The sequence below is a fragment of the Paenibacillus sp. 79R4 genome (genome assembly GCF_013393165.1).
Classification (GTDB): Bacteria; Bacillota; Bacilli; order Paenibacillales; family Paenibacillaceae; genus Fontibacillus.
Genome location: NZ_QJOT01000026.1, coordinates 18,872 through 33,182, shown reverse-complemented (window position 1 = coordinate 33,182; position 14,311 = coordinate 18,872). Strand labels below are relative to the sequence as shown.

General features: G+C 48.1%; 11 protein-coding genes. 5 read left to right on the top strand and 6 right to left on the bottom strand.

Annotated features, from left to right (window positions below; translation table 11 throughout):
* Window position 1 precedes the first annotated feature (1 nt).
* The 3 genes from DMN77_RS22790 (at window position 2) to DMN77_RS22780 (ending at window position 4,364) form a co-directional block, all read left to right on the top strand.
* Entirely contained in the window at window positions 2–1,999 is a 1,998-nt protein-coding gene (locus tag DMN77_RS22790; protein ID WP_179016379.1) for a peptidase U32 family protein, read from the top strand.
* Window positions 2,000–2,125: 126 nt separating this feature from the next.
* The gene (locus DMN77_RS22785) at window positions 2,126–3,415 is read left to right on the top strand and encodes an aspartate aminotransferase family protein (protein WP_179016378.1); all 1,290 of its coding nucleotides are present in this window, start codon (window positions 2,126–2,128) and stop codon (window positions 3,413–3,415) included.
* 76 nt (window positions 3,416–3,491) lie between these two features.
* Entirely contained in the window at window positions 3,492–4,364 is an 873-nt protein-coding gene (locus DMN77_RS22780; protein WP_068779576.1) for a UbiA-like polyprenyltransferase, read from the top strand.
* 103 nt (window positions 4,365–4,467) lie between these two features.
* On the opposite strand, the gene DMN77_RS22775 is transcribed toward DMN77_RS22780, so the two are convergent.
* The 5 genes from DMN77_RS22775 to DMN77_RS22755 form a co-directional block, all read right to left on the bottom strand.
* Window positions 4,468–5,448 (bottom strand): polyprenyl synthetase family protein, encoded by a 981-nt coding sequence (locus DMN77_RS22775; RefSeq protein ID WP_179016377.1) that lies wholly within the window; start codon window positions 5,446–5,448, stop codon window positions 4,468–4,470.
* A gap of 58 nt (window positions 5,449–5,506) precedes the next feature.
* On the bottom strand, window positions 5,507–5,956 hold the full coding sequence (locus DMN77_RS22770) for a hypothetical protein (protein ID WP_179016376.1): 450 nt from the start codon (window positions 5,954–5,956) through the stop codon (window positions 5,507–5,509).
* Window positions 5,957–6,559: 603 nt separating this feature from the next.
* Entirely contained in the window at window positions 6,560–8,437 is a 1,878-nt protein-coding gene (locus DMN77_RS22765; RefSeq protein ID WP_179016375.1) for an FAD-dependent oxidoreductase, read from the bottom strand.
* A gap of 55 nt (window positions 8,438–8,492) precedes the next feature.
* Window positions 8,493–9,389 (bottom strand): FMN-binding protein, encoded by an 897-nt coding sequence (locus DMN77_RS22760; RefSeq protein ID WP_068779580.1) that lies wholly within the window; start codon window positions 9,387–9,389, stop codon window positions 8,493–8,495.
* A 367-nt stretch (window positions 9,390–9,756) separates the two neighbouring features.
* Entirely contained in the window at window positions 9,757–11,199 is a 1,443-nt protein-coding gene (locus tag DMN77_RS22755; RefSeq protein WP_068779581.1) for a potassium/proton antiporter, read from the bottom strand.
* 127 nt (window positions 11,200–11,326) lie between these two features.
* On the opposite strand from DMN77_RS22755, the gene DMN77_RS22750 reads away from it, so the two are divergent.
* Window positions 11,327–12,874: an HD-GYP domain-containing protein gene (locus DMN77_RS22750; protein WP_256872555.1), complete on the top strand. Its 1,548-nt coding sequence runs from the start codon at window positions 11,327–11,329 to the stop codon at window positions 12,872–12,874.
* 33 nt (window positions 12,875–12,907) lie between these two features.
* Here DMN77_RS22750 and DMN77_RS22745 read toward each other — a convergent pair whose 3' ends face one another.
* On the bottom strand, window positions 12,908–13,597 hold the full coding sequence (locus DMN77_RS22745) for a phosphatase PAP2 family protein (protein WP_068779582.1): 690 nt from the start codon (window positions 13,595–13,597) through the stop codon (window positions 12,908–12,910).
* Window positions 13,598–13,904: 307 nt separating this feature from the next.
* Here DMN77_RS22745 and DMN77_RS22740 point away from each other — a divergent pair, with 307 nt between their 5' ends.
* Complete coding sequence (locus tag DMN77_RS22740; RefSeq protein ID WP_179016374.1) at window positions 13,905–14,282, top strand: RidA family protein; 378 nt, start codon at window positions 13,905–13,907, stop codon at window positions 14,280–14,282.
* Window positions 14,283–14,311 lie beyond the last annotated feature (29 nt).

The window sequence follows — 14,311 nt, the reverse complement described above, 5'->3', positions numbered from 1 at the left end:
CATGGCACGTTATTTTAATGGAAAAGAAGTTGAACTACTCGCGCCGGTGGGGACATTCGAGGTTTTCAAGGAAGTGATTCAAGCCAACTGCGATGCGGTATATTTCGGTGGACCCAGCTTGAACATGCGCCTGATGCGCAAAGGTTATAATTTCACGCGGGAAGAGATTGTAGAGGCTGCCCAAATCGCACATTCACTAGGTAAAAAAGTATATGTTACGGTGAACAACCTGCTGAATGAAAATGAGCTCGACGAGGCTCGCGATTACTTGAAATTCCTCGATAGTGCAGGTCCGGACGCCTTGATTGTTCAGGATTTTGCTATTCTGGAATTAATCAAGGAGATGAATCTGTCGCTGACAGTCCATTCCTCAGTGATGATGAATGTGCACAATATCGAGATGGTTAAGGCGCTGCAAGACATGGGAGTAACAAGAGTGGTTGCTTCAAGGGAAATGGACCTGCAGAACACTCGTTATTTGCAAGCTGCAACGGGGGTTGAGATCGAATATTTCGTTCATGGCGATATGTGTTCGGTGCATGGGGCTAACTGTTATTTCAGCTCCATGGTGTTCGGGATGAGCAGTAACCGGGGGAAATGCATGAAGCCATGCCGCTGGGATTATCGCATCAAAAAGGATGGATACGTCTATCCTGCCGAATACCCTCTGGCGGTTAAAGATATGTATATGTATGAGCACATACCTGAGCTGATTCATGGCGGAATCACCTCTTTCAAAATCGAAGGCCGCATGCGTGATACCGAATTTGTACTGATGCTGGTCAATGCTTACGGAGACGCGATTGATCGCTATATAGCCGATCCGATTGGGTTCGAACGGACACGGGACTCGAAGCTGCTCTTCGAGAATCGCAAGCGGGATTTCTCAACGGCTTATGCCTTTGGCAGACCCGGATTATCGAATATTAACAAGCGTTATGAAGGAACAGGCAAGTTCTACAGTACGGGCAAAGTATTCAGTACTCCAACTGCCGAGAGAGAACTCAGCGAGAAGCGAGTGGCCGATATCCGCGGTAAATTGGCAGAGGTGCGCAAACCCTCGAAGGCGGCAGCCGAAGTATCGGTTCATGTGAACAATATGGCTCAAGCTAAGGCGGCGCTTACAGCAGGTGCGGATCATATTTACTTGTCGGGAGATGTATTTGAACCGGATCATGCCTTTACTAAAGCGGAAATCCATGAATTGGCCGAGAGCAAAGGCAAGGCGAAGATCTATCTCTGCTTGCCGCGTATGATGGATGAACTGCAATTCGAAATGTATGCAGGATTAATTGCTGGCGACCGGTTGCCTATCGATGGCATTATGGTCACAAATCTCGGTGCTATCCATAAATTTGCGAACGCGGGTTACCCATTGATTGGGGACTTCAATCTGAATGTCTATAACCGTATTTCGGCCGAGTTCTACCATCGGCTTGGAGTAGAGCGGCTGACGGCATCGTTGGAGCTGCCGTTGAACGATCTGGCCGCATTGCTGGATCATACGGAACTTCCAATCGAGGCGATCGTGCATGGTTCTCCAGCGATGATGTATATGGAACATGATCTGTACGAGAACACTGAGATATTCCAGCCAATCGGCGAGGAAGAGAACCATTTTGTGAGCAACAATATTCTCGTGATGAAGACGGATAAGGGCGAGAATCCGGTATATCGTGATGTGTACGGCCGTTGCCATCTGATGATGGCTAAAGAGCTGAACCTGATGCCGGTTGTTCGTGAGCTGATTGAAGCAGGGCTTTCTGTATTCCGGATTGAAGGAGCCACCTACAGGCCAGAGCAATTGCAGCGGATTGTCAGCGCATATAAAGCTGCCATTGCCAATCCGGATACATCAGAAACGCGCTTCGCCGAAATGAGTCCGGTATATGCCGGTTACACATTGGGAGCTCTGCAATTTGATGGTGGGGATATTGGCAAGAGTCGCGGAATGGAAGATACGAACGCGACAGCGCAGCAGGAGCCAGCCTCGGTCTAGGAAATCCGACGGAATTTATGAGAAAATTTTCACAATTTATTCAAAGTTTTGAGAGGCGTGACCCAATGTGACTTTCTGAACGCCTCATATAGAAGTGAGAGATCAAATCGGAAGGGGTATGAAAGTATGCATCAATATATCGGACCAGAGGGTGTTCTGGACAAACGCAGACAATATTTCTATCCTTGCACGGGCTATTTCTATCGCAATCCGCCGCAGATTGTCAAAGGCGAGATGCAATATTTATACGGGCATGATGGCAAACGATATACCGATTTTTTTGCCGGTGTATCGGTCTGTGCCAGTGGACACTGCAACCCTGAGATTGCTGCACGTACTGCTGAACAAATGAAGACACTGCAGCATACATGTACGCTGTATTTGACCCAGCCGAACGTCGATCTTGCGGAGCGTCTGTCCGAAGTGCTTCCTGGCCAGCTGCGCAGAACCTTCTTCGTGAACAGCGGCTCGGAAGCGAATGAAGGCGCGATGCTGCTGGCCCGTCTCCATACCGGACGGAAGGGCTTCATCGCACTGGAGCAGAGCCTGCACGGTCGTACGTATTTGACGATGAGCGTAACCGGACTGAGCATGTGGCGGGCTGACCCGCAATTAGCGCAGCCGGGCGCAGAGGAGGTAACCTTCATTCCTCGTCCTTATGAATATGGAATTAGTCTTGATGAGGCGGCCCGTCGTTCAATCGACGCTTTGAAGACTGTTCTGGCCGAGAAAGGTGATACGATCGCGGCCATGCTCGTAGAACCGATTCAAGGCAATGGCGGGATCATCGTGCCCCCAGACTGGTATTTCCCTGAAGTGAAGACGCTGCTGGAGCAATATGGCGTGTTGATGATTGATGATGAAATTCAGACCGGGTTTGGCCGAACGGGTGAAATGTTCGCGATGAGCCGCTGGGGCGTTGTTCCGGACATTATCACCATGGCCAAAGCGCTGGGCAGCGGCATCCCGATCGCAGCGTTTGCTTCTACAGATGAGATTGCTGCAAGCTTTACACGTCCGTCGGCTTCTACATTTGGCGGCAACCCGGTATCGTCTGTAACCGGTCTGGCTGTGCTCGACTATATTGAAGCCAATCATATGGCAGAGCATTCGCTGAAGCTTGGAGAACAGCTTCTGACAGGACTGAAGCAGCTTGCTGAGCAGTATGCAGACCTATCGGATGTGCGCGGAGCCGGCCTCATGATCGGGGCTGAGTTATGTGCTGACGAGCCGGCACGAGGTGCTGTTCTCGTTGATGAGGTGCTTGAGGAAATGAAGGACCGCGGCTTCATTATCGGCAAGAATGGGGTGCACCGCAACGTTTTGGCCTTCCAGCCACCGCTTGTGATTACAGCGCAGGATGTTGAAGAAATGCTTAACGCATTGCGTTCTTCACTGCGGGTTGCATTGAGCTAGAGTCAGGAAATATTCCATTTCGTATCATGGCGCTCTTGTTGGCGCACGTTATGGAATATGAGGGGGAGTGAACATTATGGAGTACGCCAGAAAAATCGGCTCAAAGATTAAACTGTATGGGGAACTGGTGATGTTCTCGCATACCCTGTTCTCGCTGCCGTTTGCCATCATCTCCATGATATGGGCCGCTGAGGGGCTTCCTTCCAGCCGTATCATACTTTGGGGACTGATTGCATTAATAGCTGCCAGAAACGGGGCAAATGCCTTCAATCGCGTCGTAGACCGTGTCTTTGATGAGCAGAATCCGAGAACAGCGCATCGCCATTTGCCAAGAAGGCTGCTTGATGCCAAGGAAGTTCTGGTGTTTGTCGTCGTCAATTACGCTATTTTTATATTTGCTGCCGCAATGCTGAATACGCTCTGCTTTATTTTATCGCCGGTAGCTATCTTTCTGATCTCATCGTATTCATATACGAAGCGATTTACATTTCTCAGCCATCTGTACCTTGGCTTCTCTATCGCTTCAGCGCCAATCGGAGCCTGGTTTGCCGTGACCGGGAAGTTCGCCTTTACCCCGTTCATTCTCGGGACAGTCGTGATGTTATGGATCGCCGGGTTCGATATTATTTACGGCTCGCAGGATATCGACTTTGACCGCAGCCATGGGCTATGGTCGATTCCGAGCTTCTTCGGTCTGAAAAATGGGTTGCGAATTGCCGCCGGTCTCCATGCCATTATGGTGCTGCTGCTCATTGCCTTGATCCCGATCCGCCATTTAAGCTGGCTATATATACTCGGGATCGTCATCGCGATCGCGCTGCTCATGGTAGAGCATAAGATCATTAAGCCGTCGAACCGGAAGCGGATGAACATCGCGTCTTATAACCTGAATCAGGTCATCAGCATGGTTATTTTGTTCTGTACGATGGGGGACTTTTTCTTGCTGTAGATACGATGCAGTGAAAACCAAAAAGCGGATTTCCTTATGTATTACATGAAGGAAATCCGCTTTTTAATTTTAGAAACTTGATGAATGGGACACTTACCTAGTATTAGTGATCTCGACCGCCGAAGTAGCGAAGAAGGACTTGCAGATCCTTGTGAGCCGGATATTCGCTTAATTGATCGATTATGTCAGCGGCCTCGTCGAGGTAGCGATTGCTCAGCTGCTCCGTCTTAGCCAGCGCATCGGACTGCTGAATGGCAGTGATGACGGGATCGATCAAGTGAGGCGAAGTATCGGCAGACACGGCTCTTATCATCGGGGCGAGAACCTCATTCTGAAGAGCGAACAACACCGGCAGTGTAACCTGACCATGCCGCAGATCGCTTCCGGCAGGCTTGCCAAGCTTTTCGGAAGATTGAGTAAAGTCAAGAATATCATCGCGAATCTGGAATGAGATGCCGAGCTTCTCTCCGAAGCTGTAAAGCAAATCAGCCGTAACATCATCCGCACCGGCGGCGAGAGCACCGATCCGAAGGCAGGCAGCCATAAGCTGCGCTGTCTTATTCTTTGATTTCTCGATGTATTCTTCGATGGTAACCCCATAATCGTATAAATGAGTCAATTGCTGATATTCACCTATGCATAGCTGAGTCGTAACTAAGGAGGACAGATCGTAAGCATATCGCTCACGTTCTGCGGAATATGTAGAGATTAACTCTACGACTCGCGCCGACATATAATTGCCAACATGCAGCGCCTCATTGACGCCAAGTGTAACGTGAAGTGCTGGTTGGCCGCGCCTTAGCGGTGAATTATCGATGATATCATCGTGGATTAATGAAGCGGCATGAATAAATTCGGCTGCTGCTGCCAGCTGCCAGATCTTACGCTTATCCTGAGGTTTGCCGAATCGGCTACCGACAATGACCATTAAAGGGCGAACTCGCTTGCCACCGGAGCGCAGTTGGCCGATAATGCTCTGCGCCAGCATCGAGGAGCGTGGAACGTCACTGTCGTATTTGACGATGTTCTGGATCTCACGGTCTACCGCCCGCAGCGAGATACCTAATGCCTCATCAAGCTTCATGATGATCCTCTCCTCTGAGTGAAAATACATCTTGCCGCAGCAAGGAGGGCAACCAAGATTAGATCGCTTGGATCGCTCTGGCACAATTCCCTTCGAGCTGCAGGAACCATTCCCAGCCTTCGATCAGCAGCATATCTTTGGGAGTCCCTTCTACATGTTTGATTTGGATCCGCTTAACAATGGGGGCCAAATGGGTGAGAAGGTCGAACTCCTCCCACTTCAGGCATAATTGGACATACAGACTATATAGATAGTCGCCGTTCAGTACTTTGCGCGTTAGCATCTCGCCGGTACAGCCGTCAGAGGCTGCATGGCTCTGAAGAGCGAACTTGATTGCGATGTAAATAGACAAGTGACGCTGCTTGCGGACAGGAGTGAGTTCGTACTGATCCAGAACTCTGACCATAGGCAGAATGTCTTCTTGTCGTAATTCGAGGCGAATGCCAGATTCGGGCGAAATTTCACCCTGCAACAAAAGACAAGCATCTTGAACGAGCTTCGTTTCCATAGGGCACACTCCTTAAAGAGGTTGTTCAAAAAGTCCACTTTTAATAAGAAAACCAGATCGAAGTCAGTTCAAGAAAAAGCGACCGCGATATATAAGATAGGCTTTCTTGCGATATAGAATTCCATCAGCACAGCTGGATGACTTATAAAGTCTATATCTAATACGAAGCAAAGCGGGAAGCGTTACCGGCATCGAATCTTGAATTTCGCTGGGCCTAAGCATATGCTTACGAAGTTGTTATGTTTCCTCTGGAAACATTTCAGGTGCTTACGTACAAACTACGCAGGCTCTGCTCCTCAGTCCCTAGCATCATCCAACCTTCTCGGTGCTGATAATGGGCCTCTTTGAACACTCGCTTAAATAGCAGGTAAGATTGCAGGGAGCTTGACACCGACTTGGCATACTCCAGCTTGGAGTATATATAACAGCAACATCGTTATCATGTAAGTAAGCTAGACACTTAGATAGGAAATTATGCAGGGAAATGCCATGATCAGTTAGGTGAATCCATTGGATAAAGCGATGTTAAAAATTAGAGTAATGTACGGCAGGCGCACATTACTCTAATACGAACTATTGCTTGCTATTGCTGATTAAGGAAGATCAGTCCGTATATAGATACCATCTACGAACGAGCGGGATCTTCTTCCATTGTTTCTTAAGCCATGGGAGAACATAGTAGTCGAGACCGAACATGCTGCCGGAACCACCAATCAGAGCAACGCCTGCAGTCATGTACCACAGCATTTCTGTCGAAGCCATGCTGGAGGACCAGATCATAACGCCCAGGCCAACCGTGACTGCCGACGATACAGCGGTGAACAGGCCGAGGATGAGGCAAATGCCGATCCCAATTTCTGCAAACACCATGAAGAATTGGAATACGGTAGCTAATGCAGTATAACCGCCATCCGAAGTGTAGAAGAAAATATCCATGAACCAGTTCACAATAGATTTGATGAAATCCGGTACCGGCAGAGCCGTGACTGCAGTCGAAGCACTTTCTACAGCGGATGCTGCGGATTGGGCATCTACGGTTTGGGTTACTGCGCCTGCGGCTTCACTTGCGGCAGATACTGCGTCGCCAGCCTTGGTGGAAGCAGGGATCAGGAAGATGTTGTTCGGATCCTTGAGGATCTTAGGCAGCTTATCAATACCTTCTTCCAGCCATTTGTAGCCTACGAAGATGCGCAGCGGCAAGAGCCAGAAGTTCGGCGACCGCTTGGAGAAGTGTCCGCCCACAAAGCTTCTGCGATTATTCACATGGAAGAACTCGTGCATCATATAAGTCCATACTTTGTTAAAACCGCATACGGTGAACAAATAGTACATATTGATCATGTGCTTGAAAAACATAGCCAGGAATCCGCTAACCATGAACATCTTGTTCGGCATGCCGACATTCGCTACGCCGTAACGGCTGCCGATACATACCATCGTACCGTGGAAGCCAGGTTTGTAGGATTTCTTCGGTTTGTTATGCACATCAGCATGAATGTTGTGAGCAATTACCGGTGCTGCTTGCTCGGCGTTCTCAACCATCTGTGGTACAGGGCGAGTCTCGCCTTCCGGAATATAGAAGATATTGTCCCCTACGATGTAGACATTTTCATGATCTACGCTTTGAAGCTTGTCGTTCGTAACGATCCGTTTACGGCCTTCTTGCTTCACATCAAGCTTGCCAACGAGCTCAGAACCTTCAACACCAGCGGTCCATACGATGGTGTCCGCTTCAAGTTCTTTATCGCCCAGAACAACACTGGATGGTTTAACGCCTGTGATCTTAGCGCTTGTAACGATATCAACGTTCATCTTCTGCAGACGTTTAGCTGCTTTTTCGATCAGCTTATCCGGAAGGATAGGCAGGATCTTTGGAGCCATATCGGCAACAGTAAGCTTAACCTCGCTAGGATCAATGAAGAATTCCTTGCAGAGCTCATCGCGGAACTCCGCCAATTCACCGATCAGTTCCACACCGGTAAACCCGGCACCCACAACGATGAAGGAGAGCATTTTTTTCCGTTTGGCAGCATTCGTCTCTTTAGCAGCTTCGCTGAACATGCGGCGAACTTGATCTTTCAGACGAACGGCATCCTCATAGGACCACAATGTGAGGGAATGCTCTTCAGCGCCTGGAATGCCGAAGAAGGTAGGCTTACAACCAGTACCGATGACGAGATAATCGTATTTGTAGGTGTTGTTAGCCGAGTGAAGCTGTTTGGCATTGAAATCGATTCTGTCGATGGAATCGAGCACGACATCTACTTTTTGGCCTTGGAAGATTTTCTTCAGCTCAATTTTTACCGAATCTTCTGGAGCCCGGTTTGCTGCAACTTCATGCAATTCAGTTAGCAGAGTGTGGTAAGGATTGCGATCGATCAGTTGGATCTCAACATCTTTATCTTTCTTGAACAGTTTCGCAAGATGTTTGGATGTCGTAACGCCGCCGTAACCGCCGCCAAGAACGACAATTTTCTTCAAAAGGGTCACCTTCTTATATAGTAATTAATCGCACAAGGCGAATTGTTGCATTGCCTTATTTTGCTTGTTCAAGCGCTTTGTTAGCCAAGTCGTAGTACGATTGTACAGAGATCGATACACCGGAGATTGCATCGGTCTTGCCTTCTTCGTTGAATGCCAGAGCAGAAGAGTCTTGATTTTCAACGAGGTATTGCTCAGCTTTTGCTGCTTCTTCATGCCAGTCAGCTTGACCGCCAGCAGATTTGATGTCGTATTTGCCATCCATGGAAGCTTGTTTCTTGTCTTCGCCAGCTTCGTTTACACCGCTGAAGTTAGCTTTTACAATTTTACCCGCAGCTACAACGATATCCACTGTATCTTTCCAGCCAGTCTTTCCAAAAGCGTCGCCTTCAGCATGGTAAGTTCCGTCTTTGTAAGGACCTACTTCAACCGGACCCGCATCAAGAGCAGCTTTTGCCAGGTTAACGAAATCTCCCACATGGATAGATACGCCGGATACAGCATCCGTTTTGCCTTCATCAGTCAAAGTGATCGCTGCCGGGTCTTGTTTTTCAATCAGGAATTTATCGAGTGCTTCAGCTTGTTCGTGCCATTCGGAAGAAGCACCGCCAGCCTTCATGCCATATTTGCCGTCTTTAGAATAAGTGATCTTGTCTACAGGAGCCTTCTCGCTGATTCCATTCCATTTCACATCGGTAATTTTACCGCCGGATACAGTCAGGGTCATGATGGATTGCCAACCAGAGCTTTCGTCAACCTCACCTTTGGCGAAGTATACACCATCTTTATAAGTGCCTGCTTCTGCATTAGTACCTGCATTGTTACTGCTGTTGTTCGTAGTTGTGTTACCTGCTGCTGCATTGCCGCCATCGTTCTTGTTGCTAGAGCCGCAGCCTGCAAGGAGACCGAGCAACAATACGCTGCTAAGCAAGATAATAGAAGCTTTTTTCATGATAATGACCTCCAGTTTGTATTTAAGATTTATATTAAAATGTTTTGGACATTTTAATAATGAAGCATTGGGATGTAGTATCCCAGGCTTAGTGAATGTAATCACAAAAGCTTTGTTCGATGGAATTTTAGCATATAAACATACGTTGCAATGTGAAAAATGTCACTGAGTATGTGACATAAAACAACCCCCCATATGCGGACAAAATCAGACATACCGCACTATTCAGGGGTTGGAAACGATTACTTTGATTTTAAATAATTTTTTAATTTATTTTTTAAATATTTTTAGGACGAAGATTTTTTCTCCATTTAATAGAAGCTTTCCGAATTATAGGCTAATTCTTCATGTTAAGCGATGATCGTTTTTATATAAAAATCTTTTTGATCTTCTCTCGAAGCGCCTTCGGTCCAAGTACATAAAGTGTATCACCGGCACAAATCGTTGTATTGCCGCGTGGGGTCACAATCTGTTCACCGCGAATGACTGCCGTGACAAGCGCCTCCTCCGGCAGATCGAGTTCTTGCAATTCTTTGCCGACGACACTCATTTCCGGAAGAACATATAAATGGTTGATCTCGGCTTTTGTCTTGCCCAGTGCGACAAGTTCAAGCAGGGAGTAATTCGGGCGCTTCGTTGCGTCGGTTAGACCAAGTCTCTCGGCCAAGGGAGAGATCGTTGCCCCTTGAATGACCGCGGAGGTAAGTACGACGAAAAAGACGACATTGAAGTATAACGCACCATGAGGCAGTCCGCTCATCAGCGGATATGTAGCCAATACAATCGGAACAGCCCCGCGCAGTCCCGACCAGGATAGCAGTATTTTCTCTTTGAAAGGGAGTTTGGAGAAGAGCGTGCTGAGAAATACCCCGATCGGACGGGCGACGAACATGAGCAGCATAGAGAGGGCAAGGCCCGGAAGCATTATTGTCGGCAGCTGGCTTGGGAAGACGAGCAGTCCGAGCAGGGTGAACATCGTAATTTGCATGATCCAGCCAAAGCCTTCGTTAAATTGCAGAATCGACTGCTGATGGGTCAGATCGCTATTCCCCAGCACGAGGGCCATGACATATACAGCGAGCAGTCCGCTGCCATGAAGTAAGGCGGTAACGCCGTAGGTCAGAATCGAGAAGGCAATAGCCATCACCGGATAGAGGCCGGCAGAATTGAAGTTCATATTGTTGATGGTCTTTACAGCGATCCAGCCGAGGAGAAGACCTAATACTAGCCCCAGTCCCATATCGCGGATAAAGTTGAAGATTAGCGGCAGGATCGCGTGATCGGGCCGATCGATCCATTCAATGAGCGTAACGGTAAGAAAGACAGCCATAGGGTCGTTGCTGCCGGACTCCGCTTCCAGCGTCGAAGAGATGCGTTCTTTAATATTTTTGCCGCTAAGTACAGAGAATACCGCAGCCGCATCCGTTGATCCAACAATAGCGCCGAACAGCAGCGCCTCCGCCAGGGAAAGATCAAGAATATACATCGCGCAGATGCCGATAACAACCGTGGTGATAATGACTCCGAACGTGGCCAGTGACAACGCGGTAGGGATAACGGGTTTGATCGTTTGGAATTTCGTCTGCATCCCGCCCCCCAGCAAGATGACAATCAAGGCGAAGGTTCCGACCAGTTGAGCCAAGAATGCGTTATCGAAATAGATGAATCGATTGAGAACCATTCCTGCAGCAATAAAGAATACGAGTGCGGGCAAGCCAAAGCGGGATGAAAATTTGGTTGCGAAGACACCGATAAGCAACAGGCTGGCCAGTAGGATTACGATGGAATTTGTCATAGTTGTGAGATCCATAGCCTGCCTCCATGATTTTATTAGTCCTTACCGTATTATTATACAAACGATTTTTTTTATTTGCATACAGTTATGAAAAGTTGGCCCTCATTTGCCGATAAATAAAGGAAGAAGATGGCAAGTAAACATGGAAGGAATGAACATTCCCTTGACGATATATAAGACATTCGTCTCTCGTCTTCTGTTTATGTATGCAATAGGTACTGTGTTAGCCATCGCAACCGCTGGTGGGTTAATGATATTTATGCCATTCAGTCTGGAACGTCAGGAAAGTCAGATTATTATAGGCATCCTGGTGGTATCCACATGCAGCATGCTGGTCCTGGAATGGCTTGTCTTCAGGCTTCAGCTAAGACCCATCAAAATGGCCTTTCATGAAGAAATAGAGAGCTATCAAACCTATCAGAACGTCTATTATCGTACACATCGCTTCCCGGAGCTTTCCGTCAAACGGATCATTGGCCCTCATTTATTCGGCTTGATGCTGCCTATGGTCGGTTTAACCGTACTATTCATCCGCTTGGGGAAACTGTCGATTCCTTATTATTACATCGTGCTGGTCTTTGTTACTGGGGTATTGATTGTCGGTATGCACACGTTAATCGAATTTTACTCGACCTATTATTTTATTCGTCCGGTTCTGCTGGAACTGTCCGCACGGTCTTATGCACAGTTCGGCAAGGAACTATCGCTCGGTGGGCGAGTATTCTTTCCGTTGAAGCGCAAGTTAAGATGGAGCTTCTTCCTGATGGGGGCATTCCCGCTGCTGCTCTATAGCCTGTCCGTTCAATTCGGGATAGAGGGCTGGGAGTTAGGCAAAGTGACCTCCTGGTCCTGGGCGATCGGGGTGCTGACCCTAGGACTGGGCTTCTCATTCATCGGTTCCCGATTGCTGACTCGCGAGATTGTCATGCCGATCCAGCATTTATATGAACGGATGTCCGATGTGCAAATCGGCTATACGCATACGAGTGCCAGCGACCTCTTCTCCGATGAGTTCTCTCGTCTCATATGGGGATTTAATCATATGTTGCGCGGAATCAATGTACAGCATGCCCGGAACAACCAGCTGGTGGAGAGTTATTTCGCCACCTTAGCTGCTGCGCTGGATGCAAGGGACCTGTATACCGCAGGACACTCCTTGCGTGTAGCGGATTATGCAGTGCTGATCGGCAGGCTGGCCAAACTGAGTGAAGAAGAAATCAATGAACTGCGCAAATCAGCCCTGCTGCATGATATCGGAAAGATCGGAATCCGTGATTCTGTACTGTTAAAAGAAGGCAAGCTGACCGACGAGGAATGGGAGCAGGTCAAGGATCATCCGGTGCTTGGAGAGACGATATTGAGACAGGTTGAGCCTGCAAGCTTTATGGCTCTGATTTTGCCAGGGGTAAGATCGCACCATGAACGATACGACGGCAGGGGCTATCCCGATGCCCTTAAGGGAGAGGATATCCCTCTGTTCGGAAGGATCATCGCAGTTGCAGACGCTTTTGACGCCATGACCTCGGATCGTCCGTATCGCGCTGGATTGGATAGAGAGATGGCCTTAAATATCCTGGAGGAAGGCCGGGGGACGCAGTGGGACCCTTATTTTGTCACACTGTTCGTCGAGAAAATGCGAAAAGACGGTTTCGATGAACATTCGCCTGATATAAGAAAAACAAGTCCTTAGCACATAAGGACTTGTTTTTCTTATATCTACGCTTCATAAATTAATGTCTCGCTCAGGGCGGGGCGGCTTGTTAAGCGAAGCCTGCAGGAGCGATTGTCGTGAACGAGAATAAGAGTTCCATACTTTCGTAACGAGGATAAATGCAATCTCTCCAAGCAGCATGGAGCCCAATGCATCGTAGATGACATGCTGTTTGACCAAAAGCGTTGATGCGATGATTGTCATCGCCCCGATGACGAAGGCGGCTTTAACGGATTTGCGCATCGTTTTCGCAGCCAAGGCTCCCCTCATTATAACGTAGGAGTGCAGGGCATGAATGCTTGGGAAGCAGTTGTACGGGTTGTCCACGCCATAGACAAAGTCGACCAGCAGCTTCCGGTCCCAGCGGTCCGGAATTACCTCGGGACGTATGACCGTCGTCTGGTAAAAGAAATAGATCAGATAGCAGACGATCAGCCCGATATTCATAACAATCAGGGTACGGTAGTAGGCCGATCTGTCCTTAAGACAGAGATATAAGAGGCCGATGATGATATAGGGATACCAGCCTATATAGGGAATAGCCATAGCCGGTATAAGCGGCAGGCGATCATCAATGGGTGAGGAGAGGACATGAACAGGGTGTCCTCCATGATTAAGCAAGCCGTAGAATAAACCCATCACGCCAACAGAAGCCGAGAATAATAAAGCTCGCAAATAGGATTTGGATAGAAACTGCCGCAAGAATACACCACCTTATAGAGATTGTTCAAAAGTTTTTTGGATAAGAAAACCTGATCTGAGTTGTTTTCTTGGAAAACATATAGCTTCGCCAACTCAGGCCAAGGCTTCATTCAATAGTTAAAACGCACATCATGGAAGCCTAAGTCCCGGTGCTGAAACCGACCTTTTTGAACTTTGAATTATACTGATAAAATAAAGTCGATAGCACTATAATAACAAGTTTGCAGCCGAGAAGGAAATGTAGGGTTGCCATAGACACCAGTTAGTGGATACAATAATTGAAAATTAATGAAAAGGCGGGGTTGAAATGGCAAAACAGACGATAGCAACAGCATCGGCGCCCGGGGCGATCGGCCCTTATTCTCAAGCTGTACAAGTTGGTGACTACCTATTTACCTCAGGGCAGCTTGGATTGATTCCGGAGACAGGACAGCTGGCGGAGGGCATTGAGGCACAGACAACCCAGTCGCTTCGGAATGTGAGCGCGATTTTGGAAGCGGCAGGCTCCGGTCTGGACCAGGTTGTGAAGACCACCGTATTCCTTAAGGACATGAATGATTTTGGCAAGGTTAATGAAATTTATGGTTCATTTTTCGCCGAGCCTTATCCGGCAAGAAGCGCTGTTGAAGTAGCCCGGTTACCAAAGGACGGACTGGTTGAGATCGAAGTCATCGCTATGAAATAACAGATTTGAAATGAGAGCCGGGATGTAAA

What these genes read in the sequence shown, in the direction of transcription:
- DMN77_RS22770 (WP_179016376.1), bottom strand. Translation starts at nt 5,956, where the DNA reads ATGGAAACGAAGCTCGTTCAAGATGCTTGTCTTTTGTTGCAGGGTGAA.
- DMN77_RS22755 (WP_068779581.1), bottom strand. Translation starts at nt 11,199, where the DNA reads ATGGATCTCACAACTATGACAAATTCCATCGTAATCCTACTGGCCAGC.
- DMN77_RS22780 (WP_068779576.1), top strand. Translation starts at nt 3,492, where the DNA reads ATGGAGTACGCCAGAAAAATCGGCTCAAAGATTAAACTGTATGGGGAA.
- DMN77_RS22790 (WP_179016379.1), top strand. Translation starts at nt 2, where the DNA reads ATGGCACGTTATTTTAATGGAAAAGAAGTTGAACTACTCGCGCCGGTG.
- DMN77_RS22775 (WP_179016377.1), bottom strand. Translation starts at nt 5,448, where the DNA reads ATGAAGCTTGATGAGGCATTAGGTATCTCGCTGCGGGCGGTAGACCGT.
- DMN77_RS22750 (WP_256872555.1), top strand. Translation starts at nt 11,327, where the DNA reads ATGGAAGGAATGAACATTCCCTTGACGATATATAAGACATTCGTCTCT.
- DMN77_RS22740 (WP_179016374.1), top strand. Translation starts at nt 13,905, where the DNA reads ATGGCAAAACAGACGATAGCAACAGCATCGGCGCCCGGGGCGATCGGC.
- DMN77_RS22760 (WP_068779580.1), bottom strand. Translation starts at nt 9,389, where the DNA reads ATGAAAAAAGCTTCTATTATCTTGCTTAGCAGCGTATTGTTGCTCGGT.
- DMN77_RS22785 (WP_179016378.1), top strand. Translation starts at nt 2,126, where the DNA reads ATGCATCAATATATCGGACCAGAGGGTGTTCTGGACAAACGCAGACAA.